The 14,630-nt window shown below is 59.0% G+C and carries 15 protein-coding genes; 13 read left to right on the top strand and 2 right to left on the bottom strand.

Features of this window, described 5'->3' with window-relative positions; genetic code table 11:
- A complete protein-coding gene (locus tag KGB21_RS00430) occupies positions 1–1,659 on the bottom strand; it encodes a bifunctional 3-(3-hydroxy-phenyl)propionate/3-hydroxycinnamic acid hydroxylase (RefSeq protein ID WP_223503038.1) in 1,659 nt (552 codons plus the stop codon).
- A gap of 134 nt (positions 1,660–1,793) precedes the next feature.
- Between KGB21_RS00430 and KGB21_RS00425 the strand changes: the two genes are divergently transcribed.
- On the top strand, positions 1,794–2,570 hold the full coding sequence (locus KGB21_RS00425) for a DNA-binding transcriptional regulator (protein WP_223503036.1): 777 nt from the start codon (positions 1,794–1,796) through the stop codon (positions 2,568–2,570).
- Between the two features lie 261 nt (positions 2,571–2,831).
- Here the strand turns inward: KGB21_RS00425 and KGB21_RS00420 are convergent, their stop codons facing one another.
- Positions 2,832–3,407, bottom strand: coding sequence for a TetR/AcrR family transcriptional regulator (locus KGB21_RS00420; protein ID WP_223503034.1), 576 nt, complete (start codon positions 3,405–3,407; stop codon positions 2,832–2,834).
- A 329-nt stretch (positions 3,408–3,736) separates the two neighbouring features.
- On the opposite strand from KGB21_RS00420, the gene KGB21_RS00415 reads away from it, so the two are divergent.
- From KGB21_RS00415 to dmpG, 12 genes are all read left to right on the top strand, one after another.
- On the top strand, positions 3,737–4,552 hold the full coding sequence (locus tag KGB21_RS00415) for an alpha/beta fold hydrolase (RefSeq protein ID WP_223503032.1): 816 nt from the start codon (positions 3,737–3,739) through the stop codon (positions 4,550–4,552).
- Between the two features lie 6 nt (positions 4,553–4,558).
- Complete coding sequence (locus KGB21_RS00410; protein WP_223503030.1) at positions 4,559–4,855, top strand: extradiol ring-cleavage dioxygenase; 297 nt, start codon at positions 4,559–4,561, stop codon at positions 4,853–4,855.
- A 4-nt stretch (positions 4,856–4,859) separates the two neighbouring features.
- Entirely contained in the window at positions 4,860–5,714 is an 855-nt protein-coding gene (locus KGB21_RS00405) for a protocatechuate 3,4-dioxygenase (protein ID WP_223503029.1), read from the top strand.
- Complete coding sequence (locus KGB21_RS00400; protein WP_223503027.1) at positions 5,711–6,052, top strand: non-heme iron oxygenase ferredoxin subunit; 342 nt, start codon at positions 5,711–5,713, stop codon at positions 6,050–6,052. The genes KGB21_RS00405 and KGB21_RS00400 overlap by 4 nt, the downstream gene beginning before the upstream one ends.
- Before the next feature lie 53 nt (positions 6,053–6,105).
- Positions 6,106–7,455 (top strand): aromatic ring-hydroxylating oxygenase subunit alpha, encoded by a 1,350-nt coding sequence (locus KGB21_RS00395; protein ID WP_223503025.1) that lies wholly within the window; start codon positions 6,106–6,108, stop codon positions 7,453–7,455.
- Between the two features lie 11 nt (positions 7,456–7,466).
- Complete coding sequence (locus KGB21_RS00390; protein WP_223503023.1) at positions 7,467–7,997, top strand: 3-phenylpropionate/cinnamic acid dioxygenase subunit beta; 531 nt, start codon at positions 7,467–7,469, stop codon at positions 7,995–7,997.
- A 10-nt stretch (positions 7,998–8,007) separates the two neighbouring features.
- Positions 8,008–8,820: a 3-(cis-5,6-dihydroxycyclohexa-1,3-dien-1-yl)propanoate dehydrogenase gene (hcaB, locus tag KGB21_RS00385; RefSeq protein WP_223503021.1), complete on the top strand. Its 813-nt coding sequence runs from the start codon at positions 8,008–8,010 to the stop codon at positions 8,818–8,820.
- 40 nt (positions 8,821–8,860) lie between these two features.
- A complete protein-coding gene (locus tag KGB21_RS00380; RefSeq protein ID WP_223503019.1) occupies positions 8,861–9,838 on the top strand; it encodes an NAD(P)H-dependent flavin oxidoreductase in 978 nt (325 codons plus the stop codon).
- A gap of 83 nt (positions 9,839–9,921) precedes the next feature.
- Positions 9,922–10,653: a 2-keto-4-pentenoate hydratase gene (locus KGB21_RS00375; RefSeq protein WP_223503283.1), complete on the top strand. Its 732-nt coding sequence runs from the start codon at positions 9,922–9,924 to the stop codon at positions 10,651–10,653.
- A 119-nt stretch (positions 10,654–10,772) separates the two neighbouring features.
- Entirely contained in the window at positions 10,773–12,632 is a 1,860-nt protein-coding gene (locus KGB21_RS00370; RefSeq protein WP_223503017.1) for a feruloyl-CoA synthase, read from the top strand.
- A complete protein-coding gene (locus tag KGB21_RS00365) occupies positions 12,629–13,570 on the top strand; it encodes an acetaldehyde dehydrogenase (acetylating) (RefSeq protein ID WP_223503015.1) in 942 nt (313 codons plus the stop codon). The genes KGB21_RS00370 and KGB21_RS00365 overlap by 4 nt, the downstream gene beginning before the upstream one ends.
- Positions 13,571–13,580: 10 nt before the next feature.
- Positions 13,581–14,609: a 4-hydroxy-2-oxovalerate aldolase gene (gene dmpG, locus KGB21_RS00360; protein WP_223503013.1), complete on the top strand. Its 1,029-nt coding sequence runs from the start codon at positions 13,581–13,583 to the stop codon at positions 14,607–14,609.
- The last annotated feature ends 21 nt before the right edge of the window (positions 14,610–14,630 follow it).

Here is a 14,630-nt window from a genome sequence, read left to right as displayed (position 1 = left end):
TCAGGCCACCTTGCTGGCGGGGATCGCCACTTCGGGTTGCGGCAGGGCCTTGATTGCCAGGGCCAATTCATCACAGGCCTGGCCGACGGTTTGCGGTATGGCCAGGCCGGCAAGGAAGCGATCCGGACGCACCAGGGCAATCGAGGCCGAGCCGCGGGCGAACCATTCCTTGAGGCGGCCGGTGCTGTCACCGATGCGGATCACCCCTTGGCTGACGTCACTGGCGGCTTTGAGTTGGACGTCCGGTAGTACCTGGATAAAACGCGTGCCCAGTGCTTGCCATTGATCGATCTGTGCAGGCGTCAGGCCCCAGGTCGGGTCGCAGCCCCAGGCGATAATCGCGAAGTTCTCGCCGATCACCTCATCCAGCAACACGGTTTCGCCAGCTTCGGTCAGTACCGGGGGCTGAATGAACATCTTGCCCACGGGTGAGCCTTTTTCGCCGGGTACGATCAAGGCGCCCTCGGTGTATTGCGGCATCGGCTTGAAGCGCATTTCCACGAAGTAGCGTTTGACGGGCGGCACATAGTTGAGCAGCCACGACACACCATCACGCAAGGTGCCTTGCCAGCGTTTTGGCGGTGCCAGCACGTGGCCGGCCAGCACCGAAAGGTCGATCATCGCCTTGGCGTGGTCACGGCGTTCCTGTTCATAGCTGTCGAGCAGGCTGTCGGCGGCCAGGCCTTTGATCACCAGTGACAGTTTCCAGGCCAAGTTGGAGGCGTCGCGCATGCCGCTGTTGTAACCCTGTCCCTGCCATACCGGCATGATGTGCGCGGCATCGCCGGCCAGCAGCACCCGGCCCTCACGGAACCGCCCGGCCAGGCGAGCGTTGTGGGTATAGACGCGGCTGCGGATCAATTCGATGCGATCCGGATTTGGCAGCACCTTGGCCAGCAGCTTGCGCATGTTCTCGGGTTTGCTCAGTTCGGCTTCAGTCTCGCCAGGCATGACCATGAATTCGAAACGGCGAACAGCGTGGGGCAGGGCGGCTGAAACGTAAGGGCGCACCGGGTCGCAGCACAGGTAAACATGGGGCGTGCTCAGCGGGTCGTTGGCGATGTCGACAACGATCCACTGATTAGGCGCGGTCTTACCCTCGAAACTGATGTTCAGACTGCGTCGCACCAGACTGTTGCCACCGTCGCAACCAATCAGATAACGGGCCTGAAGGCGCTCGCCGCGACCGTTGTGATCCTTGAGGTTCAGCACTACGCCGCTGTCACTGTGTTCGAAGCCTTCGAGCTCACGGCCGAACAGCACCTTGACGTTGTCAAAACGCTGCAGGCCTTCGAACAGTACGCGGTCGGCCAAGGGCTGGATGAAGGCGTTGCGGCGCGACCAGCCGAACTCATCGGTCTTGGGCTGTATATCGGCAAAGCAGCGACCCCTTGGGGTCAGGAAACGCATGGCGTGCCAGGGAGTGGTGTGCGGGAGCACGTTGTCGGCCAGACCGACGGCCTGGAAAGTACGCAGGCTTTCGTCGTCCAGACCGATGGCGCGGGGGTAGTCGATCAGGCTGTCGAGCTTTTCCACCAAGGTGACGTTCACACCACATTGGCCCAGGTAATTGGCGATCATCAAGCCGACAGGTCCGGCACCAACGATGGCGACGTCGGTGGTCAGGTCCAATGTGGAAGGAGTGGGTGCAGAACTCATGGTCATCTCCGTACAGCGCTTTTGGATTTCTTGTTGGGCGCAGTATGGAAATCACAAGGCTGGTCGACAACGACAACCCTTGTTAGTGTGCACTGAGTGCACATGATTGATTTACAACAACAAAGGATCCAGCCATGAGCGAGACCGAATACAAAGCCGTGCGTGGTCTGATGCGAGGTCTGGCACTGATCAACGGCTTGAACCGCTTCGACGGCGGCGCCAGCACCGCGCAACTGGCGGAGCAGAGCGGGCTGCACCGCACCACCGTGCGCAGGCTGTTGGAGACCTTGCAGGCTGAAGGTTATGTACGGCGTAGCGAGTCGGATGACAGCTATCGATTGACGTTGAAAGTTCGCGAACTCAGTGAAGGTTTTCGCGATGAGCAATGGATTTCCTCCATCGCCGCCCCCTTGCTCGGCGAGTTGTTGCAGGAAGTCATCTGGCCCACCGACCTGTGCACGCTGGACGGCGATGCCATGGTCATTCGCGAGACCACCCATCGCTTCAGCCGCCTGTCGTTTCACCGATCCATGGTTGGCCGGCGCCTGCCGTTGCTGATGACCGCGACCGGACGTGCATACTTTGCGTTCTGCCCACCCGCCGAGCGGGAAGAGCTGATCGAATTGATGATCGGCCGCGAAGATGAACAATCACCTCTGGCCGCCGACCGTCGTTTTGTCGAGCGACTGGTGGAACACACTTTGGCCAAGGGGTATGGCGAAAACAATTCACACTGGGGCAAGGAGCGCAAGATCGCCGCCATTGCGATCCCGGTCATGCACGAGGAGCGGGTGATGGGCTGCCTGAATCTGGTCTACATCGCCAAGGCGATGCCCATTGAGGAAGCTGCGCGCCGTTATCTGCCCGCGATGCAGGGCGTAGTGAAACAGATTCAGGTTCAATTGGGTTGATGTCGCCTGCGTCTGACAGTCAACTCACAGGGTTCTGTTTTACGGTTTTGCTGAAAAGCCCGTTCGCCACCAGCGCCTATCCGGGGCCTTGCCTGCCTGTCGATAATTCCTCATCACATGTTCGCCGGTGCTGACTTGGTAGTCCGGCCGCAACGTCTGTTCTGTACGGCGCGCGAGAGGTATTTGCAGTCATTCTTCCCAGGGTTTCAGGGGGGAGCGCCTATTAGTGCCTGAATGTGTGTGGGGCCATCGCTGTCCATGTCACGCAGGTAGTAATTCAGGAATCAGAATGCGTGCCATGCGAGCGCTGCGATCCTTGCGGTCTTGCGCAGTGTCTTCGCTGTGTAGCAATGACAAGCTGATTTGATAGGCATAGATCAGATAAGCGCGATCGCAGGCTTCGCTCTGCGTCACGTCAGCTTGTATCAGCAGACCCTCGATATAGTTCAGGCGATAGCGGTCGACTTCGTCGATGGCTTGCCGGGCTTTATCGTCCCGGCGTGCCCAGGCGCGTATCCCCAATTCAATGGCGGCGGCTTCTCGAGCGGTCTGGCCGTGGGAGGGCAGCTCTAGCAAGCGTTGCAATTGCTGGAGCGGTGAAGTGTGCGCTGTACGCAGTTGAAGGATGACATCCTCGGTCGCACGGGACCGCCAGTTGCCCAGAATGCCTTCGAGTAATTCACCGCGGCTTTTGAAGTGGTAGTAAAAGCTGCCACGGGTGATCTTCAACTCCTTGGCCAAAGTGTCGACCCGAACGGCGTCTACGCCGCTGGTAACCAGGACATGCTGTGCGGCATGAATCCAATCTTCTCGAGTGAGACTGGTGCGTGTTGACATTGTGCTAGGGCCTTGTCCAACCAACTGGATGAGTGCCGGGGGCGGGTAGGGCGCCTCGGGCAAGGAAAAACATTCTAACGCCTGGCGGCTTTCCAGGCAGCCGCAATTCGCAGGTGTATTGAACAGTTCTTTTTGTATCCGGCTGACCGTTCATCATAAAGATACATATATGTATCCTAACAGAAAAATCATTTTTCCGCTCTAGCACCTGATTCTGCGCCCAATACTGACATTCATGTATGTATTTTGCGTGTTGACGTGCCCCGGTTTCCTCTCTAGCATACAGATACACATCTGTATCTTAATAAATAAAAACAACCGGAGGCCTTATGGACGGTATTGGAAAAACCCTGCTGGCAGCAGGACACAAGACCAACTATCACGAAGCAGGTCAGGGCGATGCTCTGTTTCTGCTCCATGGCTCCGGTCCTGGCGTTTCGGGCTGGACCAACTGGTCCCGGAGCATGTCGGCCTTCTCTGACAAATGGCGGGTCATCGTGCCGGACATTGCCGGTTTCGGTTTCACCGAGTTCCAGGAAGAGGCCAAGTACGACATCAAATTGTGGGTCAACCACCTGGTCGGCATCATGGATGCGCTGGATATTGCCAAGGCCTCTTTCGTCGGCAATTCCTTTGGTGGTGCGGTCGCCATTGGCCTGGCGGTGTTCGCCCCTGAGCGGGTCGACAAGTTGGTGTTGCTCGGCACACCTGCCGGTGAGTTCGTCCAGACCCCAGGCCTGCGTGGTGCCTGGGAATACGAGCCATCGCTGGAGAGCATGCAGCAACTGATGGAGCTGTTTCCCTACGACAAGACATTGATCACTCCCGAGTTGGTCAAGGGCCGGTACGAAGCTAGTGCCCGTGCTGGTTCGCAGGAAGCTTTGCGCAAGCTCATCCCTAGGCCGGCCGCCGAAGGCGAAACACTGGTCAAGGGTTTCCCTGCAGCAGCGCTGGCCAAGATCGTCGCGCCGACACTGGTCGTGCATGGTCGTGAAGATCGTGTGGTGCCGCCGGCGTGCGGGCTGCTCATCGCCAACAGCGTACCGAATGCGGATCTGCATCTGTTCGGCCGTTGCGGTCACTGGGTTCAGAGCGAACAACCGCGGCGCTTCGTGGCGCTGGTTCGCGACTTCCTGAGCGAGTGATCCGACATGAGCCGAAATCTACTGGAGCGAGCGCTGTGGCAACTCTCGGTTGATCGCGCCGCTAAAGAGCGTTTTCGCGAAGACCCCAAAGGCTTTCTCGATCGTTTCGCATTGAGCAGTGAAGAAGTTGAAATGGTCGTGAGTTTCGACGTCGCGGCGCTGCAAGCGTTAGGGGTCAATCCGATGCTGACCATGGGTTTCTGGCAGGAGCTGGCGCCGGAACGCAGTATGTTGCTGTACAAGCAGCGCCTGGGCGCTACCGACGAACAATGCGCAGGCTTTTCCGCCGCGCTCAAGGGGTGAACCGATGGGCAAGATAGTAGGCGGCTTCTGGATGCCGCACGACCCGGTCATGTTTGTCGCCCCTAATGCGCCGCCGCAGTCTCAGCGGAATGCGGTTTGGGGTGCTTTCGAACAGTGCGCCCAGCGTCTGGCGCAGCTGGCGCCAACCTCGGTGATTATCGTCGGCTGCGATCACTACATCCTGTTCGGTACCCAGTGCCTGCCACGCTACGTGATTGGTATCGGCGATGTCGATGGCCCCATCGATCGTCTGCCAGGGTTGGAGCGGGGAACAGTGCTCAATCAGGAGAAGCTGGCCGGTCACATCGACGAGCATGGCGAGACGATGGGTATCGACTGGACGGTGGCACGCAGCTTCACCGTCGATCATTCCTTCTCGATACCCCATCAACTGGTGGTCAAGCCGGCACAAAGCATTCTCGGTTGCGAACTGCCGAGTATCCCTGTGTATCTGTCTTGTGGTGTCGATCCTTACATCTCGCTTCAACGAGCGGCCGACCTCGGTCGCCAGATCCGTGCGGCGGTGGAGTCGTTCGATGCCGACGAGCGGGTGGTCATCATCGGCAGCGGCGGCATCAGCCACTGGGTAGGAACGGCGGAAATGGGCCGGGTTGCCGAGGACTTCGACCAGGAGATCCTCACTCATGGCGTCAATGGCGATCTGCAAGCGTTGTGCGCCTATTCGGATGAAGAGATTTTGCGCCGTGCCGGCAATGGCGCCATGGAGATTCGCAATTTCGCCTGTGCCATGGCAGCCGTCGCCAATCCGACAGGTGAAGTAGTCGCCTATGAGGCGGTGCCGGCCTGGGTTACCGGGTTGGGTTTCTTGCAACTGTTTGCTGGAGAGGAAAAGTCATGAGCCGTGTATTGCTGTGCCAGCGCGATGAGCTGTCGTCGGGCGAGTTGAAAAAAGTCAGCCATGGCGCTGCCGAAGATATCTGCGTGTACAACCTGGGCGGCACGTTCTATGCCACTTCGGACATGTGCACACACGCCACGGCTTCTCTGGCAGAAGGCGATCTGGAAGACCACCTGATCACCTGTCCGGTGCATTGGGGGCAGTTTGATATCCGGACTGGCGAGGCAGTGACTTTTCCCTGTGAAAAGCATCTTCGCACGTACCGGATCATCGTCACCGACAAAGAGGTCTACGCCGACATCGAACATGCCAGCGATGCAGCCTTGGCCGACGCCTGACGTCCGACATGAAGGCGCGTCTTTCTACCCGTATTCCTTGTGAGTCTAGAGCAATGGATAACTGTAAACACATACCACTCAGAACCATTGAGTCCACACCCAGCCTGCCGAACCTTGATCGCGTTTGCGACATGGAAGAAGGCCGTTTGTCTGGCAAGGTGTTCTGGGATCAGGCCATTTACGAGCAAGAACTCGAGAAGATTTTCGCGCGTTGCTGGTTGTTCGTAGCCCATGAATCGCAATTGCCCAAGTCAGGTGATTATCTGGCCACCAGCATGGGCGAGGACGAGGTGCTGGTGGTACGTCAGAAGGACGCATCGCTCAAGGTGTTCCTCAATGCCTGCCCGCACCGCGGCAACAAGATCTGTTTCGCCGAAGCAGGTAATGCACGGGGTTTTATCTGCAATTACCACGGTTGGTCGTTTGGCGCCGATGGCGGTCGCTTGCTGGGTATGCACGAGTCCAAGTGCTACGAGGAAAGCAATTTCGACAAGTCCAAGCACGGACTGCGCGAAGCGCGTGTTGCGACTTACAAGGGCCTGGTGTTTGCCACTTTTGCCGCCGATGCACCGACACTTGAAGAGTACCTGGGTCCGATGACCTGGTACCTGGATGTCATGCTCGACATGGACGAGGGCGGCAGTGAGTTCCTGGGTGGTTGCATCCGCTCCACCATCGAATGCAACTGGAAAGTCGCGGCGGAAAACTTCGTCGGTGACATCCTCCATGGTGGCTGGACGCACGACTCCGCCGCCAAGGCCATGCTGGGTGGGCCGGTGGCCAATGTTGGCGATCTTCCCGAGTCCTACTCGGTGAACTGGAATGGCCACGGCTATGAGTTCGCCACTGATGTTGTTGGTAATGCCGCGACACTTGGCGAGAAAGACATCAACAAGTACTTGCACGTGTTGCGCCCGCAAGTGGCAGAGCGCCTGGGCGAGTTCCGCTCCAAGCTGATCGGTTCGATCTCATCGTTCACCGTGTTCCCCAATTTTTCCTTCTTGCCGGGGCAGAACACGGTGCGCATTTGGCAACCGCGTGGGCCACACAAGATCGAGCTGTTTACCTGGGTCATCGTCAACAAAAATGCACCGCAGGACATCAAGGATAAATGGCGCCGTGGCGCGATGATGACCTTCTCTCCGACCGGCGTATTCGAAATGGACGATGGCGAGAACTGGGAGTACTGCACCAAGACCAGCCGCGGCATGGTCACGCGATATCAGGATTTGTACGTCGGCCTTGGCATGAATACACGCATCGAAAACAGTGAACTGCCCGGTAATGTGTTCAAGGGGCAACTCAACGAATGCAACTCCCGTGCGTTCTATCAGCGCTGGAAAGACCTGTTGCAATCGCCCACCTGGGCGGATGTACCGGATCGTAACGGCAAGATGCGTTGAGGGGATCGAAAATGAATGCTTTGCCAATCGAACAACCCGCTGCATTTGAAGACACGCGCGCCGTCGAGGCCTTCTTGTTGCGTGAGGCTCGCCTGCTCGACAACGAATGCTGGGATGAGTGGCTGCAGTCGCTGAGCGAGACCATCCATTACTGGATGCCCGGTATCGAAAACCGTCGGCGCGAAGACAAATCTGGCCCCTACAGGCTGGAACACATGGCGTTCTTCGATGACGGCATGCGCGATCTTCAGCGCCGTGTGGCGCGGTTTAAACAGCCCTCTGCCTGGGCCGAGAACCCGCCTACGCGCAACGTTCACCTGATCAGCAACATCGAGGTGTTTGCCGGTGAGCAGGAAGGCGAGCTCATTGCGTTCTCCTGCTTCATGAACATCCGCAGCCGCGGCCTGGACGAATCTCACCAACTGGTCGGTCGTCGTGAGGACGTGCTGCGCCGTGAGGCCGACGGGTTGAAGCTGCTCAAGCGAAAGATCCTCATTCCTAACGCGATGTTGTTGTGCAAGAACATCAACACTTTCCTCTGAGGATACGCACATGGGTTGGCTCGAAGGACAAGCAGCACTGGTCACTGGCGGAACTGGCGGTATCGGTAGCGCCATCGTTCGGCGCTATGTGAACGAAGGCGCGCGTGTTTGCGTGATGGCTCGTGACGGCGAACAGTTGAGTGCGCTGCGTGATGAACTGGGCGACGCCATCATCACGGTGCAGGGCGATGTTTCCAGTTACCAGGATAATCAGCGTGCAGTGGCCGCCACGCTGGACGTGTTCGGCAAGCTCGATACATTTGTCGGTAACGCGGCGGTCTTTGATTACTTCACGCGTCTGGACCGCATCGCTCCGGAAGATTTTGAAAGTGCATTTCAGCGTCTGTTCGCCATCAATGTCCAAGGCTACATGCTTGGCGCGCGATGCAGCACCGATGCTTTGCGCGCCAGTCGCGGAAGCATGATCTTCACCCTGTCCAATAGCGCATTCTATGCCGGCGGTGGCGGCATTCTCTATGTCTCCGCCAAGCATGCATTGGTCGGGATGATCCGTCAGTTGGCCTACGAGTTGGCGCCGGATATCCGCGTGAACGGCGTGGCCCCCGGAGCGACCAATACGCCTATGAAGAGCCTGGACGGGCTCAATACGCGAAGTGTTCCGCTCAACCAGATTCCGGGTTTCGAGCAAGGTGCCGCGCAGGCCGTGCCGCTTCAGCGTATCGCTGAACCGGAGGATCACACGGGCCACTACGTGCTGTTGGCCTCGCGTGAAAACGCCGGGTTGACCACCGCCAACATCATCCATAGCGACGGTGGCTGGGAAGTCCGCAGCCCAGGCGCAGCCAGCCACAGAAAGGTCTGAAGCCAGACCTGCACGTGCACCCATAACAAGAGAAATGACCATGAGCGTCAACAGCCGTTCCTTGAGTGCCCCCCAGCAGAAGTTGCTGGATCTGTTTGCCGGTTTACCCCTGCCGGTTCTGGCTGCCCCGATGTTCCTGGTTTCCGGGCCGCAGCTGCTCAATGCTTGTTGTCAGGCTGGTGTAGTCGGCAGCATGCCAGCGCCCAATGCACGTACCGTCGAGCAACTGGACAAGTGGCTGGCGCAGATTGTTGTCGAGCGTGAGGCGGCTAAAACACTAGGCCAGGTCTGGGCACCCTGGATGCTGAACATGATCGTGCACAGCACCTACGATCGATTCGAGTCTGAGTTGGAGCTGGTCAAACGCTACCAGCCGCCGATCGTTTCCACGGCCTTGGGTAGCCCTAAGCGCGTGCTGGAAACTGTTCATGGTTACGGCGGCGTAGTGATCGCCGACGTCATCACCCCAGCCTTGGCACGCAAGGCTGTCGATGCGGGTGTCGATGGTCTGGTATTGGTCTGTAACGGTGCCGGCGGCCATACGGGGAGCTACAACCCTTTTGCCTTCGTAGCGGAAGTCCGTGAGTTTTGGGACGGGCCGCTCGGTTTGGCCGGTGCAGTTTCGAACGGGCGCGACATCCATGCGGCAAAAGTCCTGGGCTGCGATTTCGCCCTGGTGGGCACCCGTTTGGTTGCGGCCCACGAGAGCCTGGTCGAAAACGCCTACCGCGACATGCTGGTGGACTGTTCCATGGATGACGTGGCTACAACCACAGCGGTCAGTGGCGTATTGGCCACCTGGATGAAACCCTCGCTGGAAAAGGCCGGTATCGACCCTGCCGCCGACAACCGCACCGCCATCGATTTTTCCGGTGACATTGCCTCCGCCAACAAGGCTTGGAAACACGTTTGGTCAGCGGGGCAGGGCGTAGGGCAGATCAAGCGCCGCTACAGCGTCGCCGAGTTAATTGAAGAGCTGCATTTGGGTTATCGGGCCAGCCTGCAACGCGCACATTGAGCGCCCACCATCACCTGTTGAGGAGTTATTCCGTGAAGCAAGATTCCATCCAGGCCGCCGCTTCGCTTCTGGCACAAGCGCGCATGATGCGAACCCCATGCGGCCGCATTTCCGAACGCTTTGAAATTTCCACCCTGGCTGATGCTTATGCCGTACAGGAGCTCAATACCCAGGCTGCGCTAGCCGCGGGGCGCCGTCTCAGCGGGCGTAAAATCGGCTTGACCTCTCTGGCGGTGCAAGCGCAGCTGGGCGTCGATCAGCCAGACTTCGGCATGTTGTTTGCCGACATGGAGTACGGCGATGGCGATGCCATTGACAGCTCCCGCCTGATCCAGCCCAAGGCCGAGGGGGAGATCGCTTTCGTGTTGGGGCGTGACTTGCCCAACCCTGACACCACGCTGGGCGAGCTGATGAGCGCGGTGGAGTACCTGGTTCCGGCGCTGGAAATTGTCGATTCGGCGATCGAGAACTGGAAAATCACGCTGGTCGATACGGTCGCTGACAATGCTTCATCGGGGCTCTACGTGCTTGGCAAGACTCCCGTGCGCCTGGCCAATCTGGACCTCGCGCTGGAAGGCATGCTGTTGGAGAAAAATGGTGCTCAGGCCTCGATCGGTGTGGGCGCTGCCTGCCTCGGCAACCCGCTGGACGCCTGCCTGTGGCTGGCGCGGACCATGGCCGAATTTGGTCGTCCATTGAGGGCCGGCGACGTGCTCTTGTCCGGTGCTCTGGGCCCCATGGTGCCGGTGACACCCGGTGACAGCCTGCGCTTGAAACTGACCCGTCTGGGTGAAGTGAACTGCCGATTCGTATGAGTGCTGGTCAATGACCCGTGTCATTGGAAAGGGCGCCGGTTTTTTGAACCTGCACCTGTAACAACAAAAATAATAATGATGAACAACAGACATGTCTGTTGATCTCGTGAGGGCGTGCCGTGTACGACTTTTTCGACGATCCTGCCAAGCTGGCACCTGCTCGAGTGACTGTCGAGCCAGGTGAGGCGGGCAGTTTTATATTGCGATCCCCGGAACCTCTGCAACCCTATGCCCGTTGCATCGGCCAGTGGTTGGAGCGTTGGGCGAGTGAAACCCCGCAGCGTCCTTATCTGGCCGAGCGCCGCAACGGCGTCTGGTTCACTCTCAACTACAGCGAGGTTCGCCAACGCGTCGGCGCCCTGGCCCAGGGTTTGCTAGAGCTCGATACGACGCCCGGTCGTCCGGTACTGGTGTTATCGGAAAATGACATCGACCAGGCCTTGATTACGCTGGCGGCCATGCATGTCGGGATTGCGGTGGCCACCGTGTCGGTCGCTTATTCGCGCAATACACAGAGCGGCTGCAGCAAGCTGAAGTCTATCGTAGCGCAGCTGCAACCCGCATTGATCTTTGTCAATGATGGCGACACTTATCGCCGCACAATCGAACTGATTCAACCGGACTGTCCCGTGGTGGTTGCACGCAACGCCCAGGCCATTCCTGGTGCGCTACCGCTACCCTTGCTTTACCGGGTCGAAAGTGCGCAAGTCATGGAGGCCTTTCTGCGCCTCGATGGCGATGTCCCGGCCCGTTACATGCTGACCTCCGGCTCCACTGGCACACCCAAGGTGGTCATCAATACCCATCGCATGTTGTGCGCCAACCAGCAAGCAATCGCCCAATGCTGGCGATTCCTCGAAGGCAGTGAAATGGTCGTGGTGGATTGGCTGCCATGGAGTCATACCTTCGCCGCTAACCATAACTTCAACATGGTGCTGCGCAATGGCGGCACGCTTTATATCGATGATGGTTTGCCAGTTCCCGGGCGTATCGAGCGGACGGTGGAAAATATCAAATCCGTTCAGCCGACTGTGTTCTTCAACGTCCCTCGTGGGTATGAAGCGCTATTACCTTATCTGGAACGCGACGAGGAGTTGGCGCAAGCACTTTTCGGCCGCCTTGACATGTTGTTCTATGCCGCTGCGGCTTTGCCACAGAACACCTGGGATCGGTTGATGGCCTGTGCGGGAACGGTGCGTGACAAGCCCCTGTTCTTTACCAGCGAATGGGGTGCGACCGAGACTTCTCCAGTGCTCACCAATGTTCATTACCGTTTGGACAAGCCAGGCAACATCGGCCTGCCAGTACCGGGCGTAGAGATCAAGTTCGTGCCCAGCGGCGACAAGCTGGAAATGCGTGTGCGCGGACCCTCAGTGTTTCAGCAGTATTTCAATGACTCGAAAGGCAGCCTTGAAGCGTTCGATGAACAGGGCTTCTATCAGATTGGCGATGCCGGTCGACTGCTCGATCCCGAGCGCCCGGAGAAAGGCATCGTGTTTGATGGTCGGGTCACTGAAGACTTCAAGTTGACCACTGGCACGTGGGTTTCCGTCGGCACGTTGCGCCCACGGCTGGTGAGTGCCTTGGCGCCTTACGCTTCTGACTCTGTCATTTGCGGTCACGATCGAGACGTGATCGGCGCATTGATCTATCCGACGCCGGCGTTGCGCGCCTTGGCCGGAGCCCCCGGCAAGCGCATGACCGCTGAGCAACTGGCTCTGGAACCTGCCGTTCGCAGGGCCCTGAGTGCGGGCTTGCAAACACTGGCCCAGCAGTTTCCTGCGTCCTCGCAGCATGCCGTGCGCATGGTCATCCTCGACTCACCGCCGAGCCTCGATGATGGGGAGATTACTGACAAAGGTTACATCAACCAACGCGCTGCACTGGGCCTGCGTGCTGATGCGGTCAAGCGTCTGTATGCCGAGACGTTGGACCCGGCCGTGATCCTTCTCGACGAAGCTTATGGAGAAAGAAAATGAGTTCCAGAAAAATGAAAGTCGCCATCATCGGCTCCGGCAACATCGGCACCGACCTGATGATCAAGATCCTGCGTAACGCCGAACACCTGGAAATGGCGGTCATGGTCGGTATCGACCCGGCCTCCGATGGTCTGGCCCGCGCCCAGCGCATGGGCGTGGCCACCACCCACGAAGGCGTCGAAGGCCTGACCCGCCTGGACGTGTTCAAGGACATCGACTTCGTTTTCGATGCCACCTCGGCCGGTGCCCACGTCAAGAACGATGCGTTCCTGCGCTCGATCAAACCCGACATTCGCCTGATCGACCTGACGCCGGCTGCCATCGGCCCGTATTGCGTGCCGGTGGTGAATCTGGAACAGAACCTGAATCAGCTCAACGTCAACATGGTCACCTGCGGCGGCCAGGCGACCATTCCGATGGTCGCGGCGGTGTCCCGCGTGGCCAAGGTGCATTACGCCGAAATCGTCGCTTCGATTGCCAGTAAATCCGCCGGTCCCGGCACCCGTGCCAACATCGACGAATTCACCGAAACCACCTCCAAGGCCATCGAAGTGATCGGCGGCGCCGCGAAGGGCAAGGCGATCATCGTGATGAACCCGGCCGAGCCACCACTGATGATGCGCGACACGGTGTTTGTGCTGTCCGAAGCCGCCGATCAAGCGCTGGTCGAAGCCTCTATCGTCGAGATGGCTGCCGCGGTGCAGGCTTATGTGCCGGGCTATCGCCTGAAGCAAAAAGTCCAGTTCGACGTGGTTCCTGAAGATGCGCCGCTGAATATTCCGGGCCTCGGCATATTCTCCGGACTGAAGACTTCGGTGTTCCTCGAAGTCGAAGGTGCCGCCCATTACCTGCCGGCCTACGCCGGTAATCTCGACATCATGACCTCCGCTGCCTTGGCCACCGCCGAGCGCATGGCGCAGTCGATGCTGAACGCCTGAGGAGACCGACATGACTTTTAATCCCGGCAAAAAACTCTACATCTCCGACGTGACCCTACGCGACGGCAGCCATGCCGTCCGCCATCAGTATTCTCTGCAGAACGTGCAGGACATTGCCCGCGCGCTGGACAAGGCCAAGGTCGACTCGATCGAGGTCGCCCACGGTGACGGCCTGCAAGGTTCGAGCTTCAACTATGGCTTCGCCGCGCACACCGACCTGGAGTGGATCGAAGCGGCCGCCGACGTCATCAGTCACGCGAAAATCACCACCTTGCTGTTGCCCGGCATCGGCACGGTGCATGACTTGAAAGCCGCCTACAACGCCGGTGCCCGGGTGGTGCGCATCGCCACCCATTGCACCGAGGCGGATGTGTCGAAACAGCACATCGAGTATGCCCGCGAGCTGGGCATGGACACCGTCGGTTTCCTGATGATGAGCCATATGATCCCGGCCGAGCAGTTGGCCGCCCAAGCCAAATTGATGGAGAGCTACGGCGCCACCTGTGTGTACATGGCTGACTCCGGCGGGGCGATGAACATGCAGGATGTGCGCGAGCGCTTCCGTGCGTTCAAGGCGGTGCTCAAGCCGGAAACCGAAACCGGCATGCACGCCCATCACAACCTGTCACTCGGTGTGGCCAACTCGATCACTGCCGTCGAGGAAGGTTGCGATCGTATCGACGCCAGCCTTGCGGGCATGGGCGCCGGTGCCGGTAATGCGCCGCTGGAAGTGTTCATCGCCGCGGCCGAGCGCCTGGGTTGGAACCATGGCACCGATCTGTACACCCTGATGGATGCCGCCGATGACATCGTTCGTCCGCTGCAGGATCGTCCGGTACGCGTTGATCGCGAGACGCTCGCGCTGGGTTATGCCGGCGTCTATTCCAGCTTCCTGCGCCACGCTGAAATCGCCGCGGCCAAGTACGGCCTCAAAACCCTCGACATCCTCGTCGAGTTGGGCAGGCGGCGGATGGTCGGCGGCCAGGAAGACATGATCGTCGACGTCGCGCTCGACCTGCTGACGGCCCAGCGCCGTTAATTTTTCATCACACAGTGAATG

The sequence above is a fragment of the Pseudomonas sp. GL-RE-29 genome (assembly GCF_019947275.1).
GTDB lineage: Bacteria > Pseudomonadota > Gammaproteobacteria > Pseudomonadales > Pseudomonadaceae > Aquipseudomonas > Aquipseudomonas fluorescens_A.
The sequence above is the reverse complement of the archived record's forward strand: the minus strand, read 5'-3'. Positions and strand labels throughout refer to the sequence as shown.

Excerpts from the sequence above, each read along its gene's own strand:
- KGB21_RS00430 (WP_223503038.1), bottom strand. The coding sequence starts at position 1,659 with ATGAGTTCTGCACCCACTCCTTCCACATTGGACCTGACCACCGACGTC.
- KGB21_RS00425 (WP_223503036.1), top strand. The coding sequence starts at position 1,794 with ATGAGCGAGACCGAATACAAAGCCGTGCGTGGTCTGATGCGAGGTCTG.
- KGB21_RS00420 (WP_223503034.1), bottom strand. The coding sequence starts at position 3,407 with ATGTCAACACGCACCAGTCTCACTCGAGAAGATTGGATTCATGCCGCA.
- KGB21_RS00415 (WP_223503032.1), top strand. The coding sequence starts at position 3,737 with ATGGACGGTATTGGAAAAACCCTGCTGGCAGCAGGACACAAGACCAAC.
- KGB21_RS00410 (WP_223503030.1), top strand. The coding sequence starts at position 4,559 with ATGAGCCGAAATCTACTGGAGCGAGCGCTGTGGCAACTCTCGGTTGAT.
- KGB21_RS00405 (WP_223503029.1), top strand. The coding sequence starts at position 4,860 with ATGGGCAAGATAGTAGGCGGCTTCTGGATGCCGCACGACCCGGTCATG.
- KGB21_RS00400 (WP_223503027.1), top strand. The coding sequence starts at position 5,711 with ATGAGCCGTGTATTGCTGTGCCAGCGCGATGAGCTGTCGTCGGGCGAG.
- KGB21_RS00395 (WP_223503025.1), top strand. The coding sequence starts at position 6,106 with ATGGATAACTGTAAACACATACCACTCAGAACCATTGAGTCCACACCC.
- KGB21_RS00390 (WP_223503023.1), top strand. The coding sequence starts at position 7,467 with ATGAATGCTTTGCCAATCGAACAACCCGCTGCATTTGAAGACACGCGC.
- hcaB (WP_223503021.1), top strand. The coding sequence starts at position 8,008 with ATGGGTTGGCTCGAAGGACAAGCAGCACTGGTCACTGGCGGAACTGGC.
- KGB21_RS00380 (WP_223503019.1), top strand. The coding sequence starts at position 8,861 with ATGAGCGTCAACAGCCGTTCCTTGAGTGCCCCCCAGCAGAAGTTGCTG.
- KGB21_RS00375 (WP_223503283.1), top strand. The coding sequence starts at position 9,922 with ATGATGCGAACCCCATGCGGCCGCATTTCCGAACGCTTTGAAATTTCC.
- KGB21_RS00365 (WP_223503015.1), top strand. The coding sequence starts at position 12,629 with ATGAGTTCCAGAAAAATGAAAGTCGCCATCATCGGCTCCGGCAACATC.
- dmpG (WP_223503013.1), top strand. The coding sequence starts at position 13,581 with ATGACTTTTAATCCCGGCAAAAAACTCTACATCTCCGACGTGACCCTA.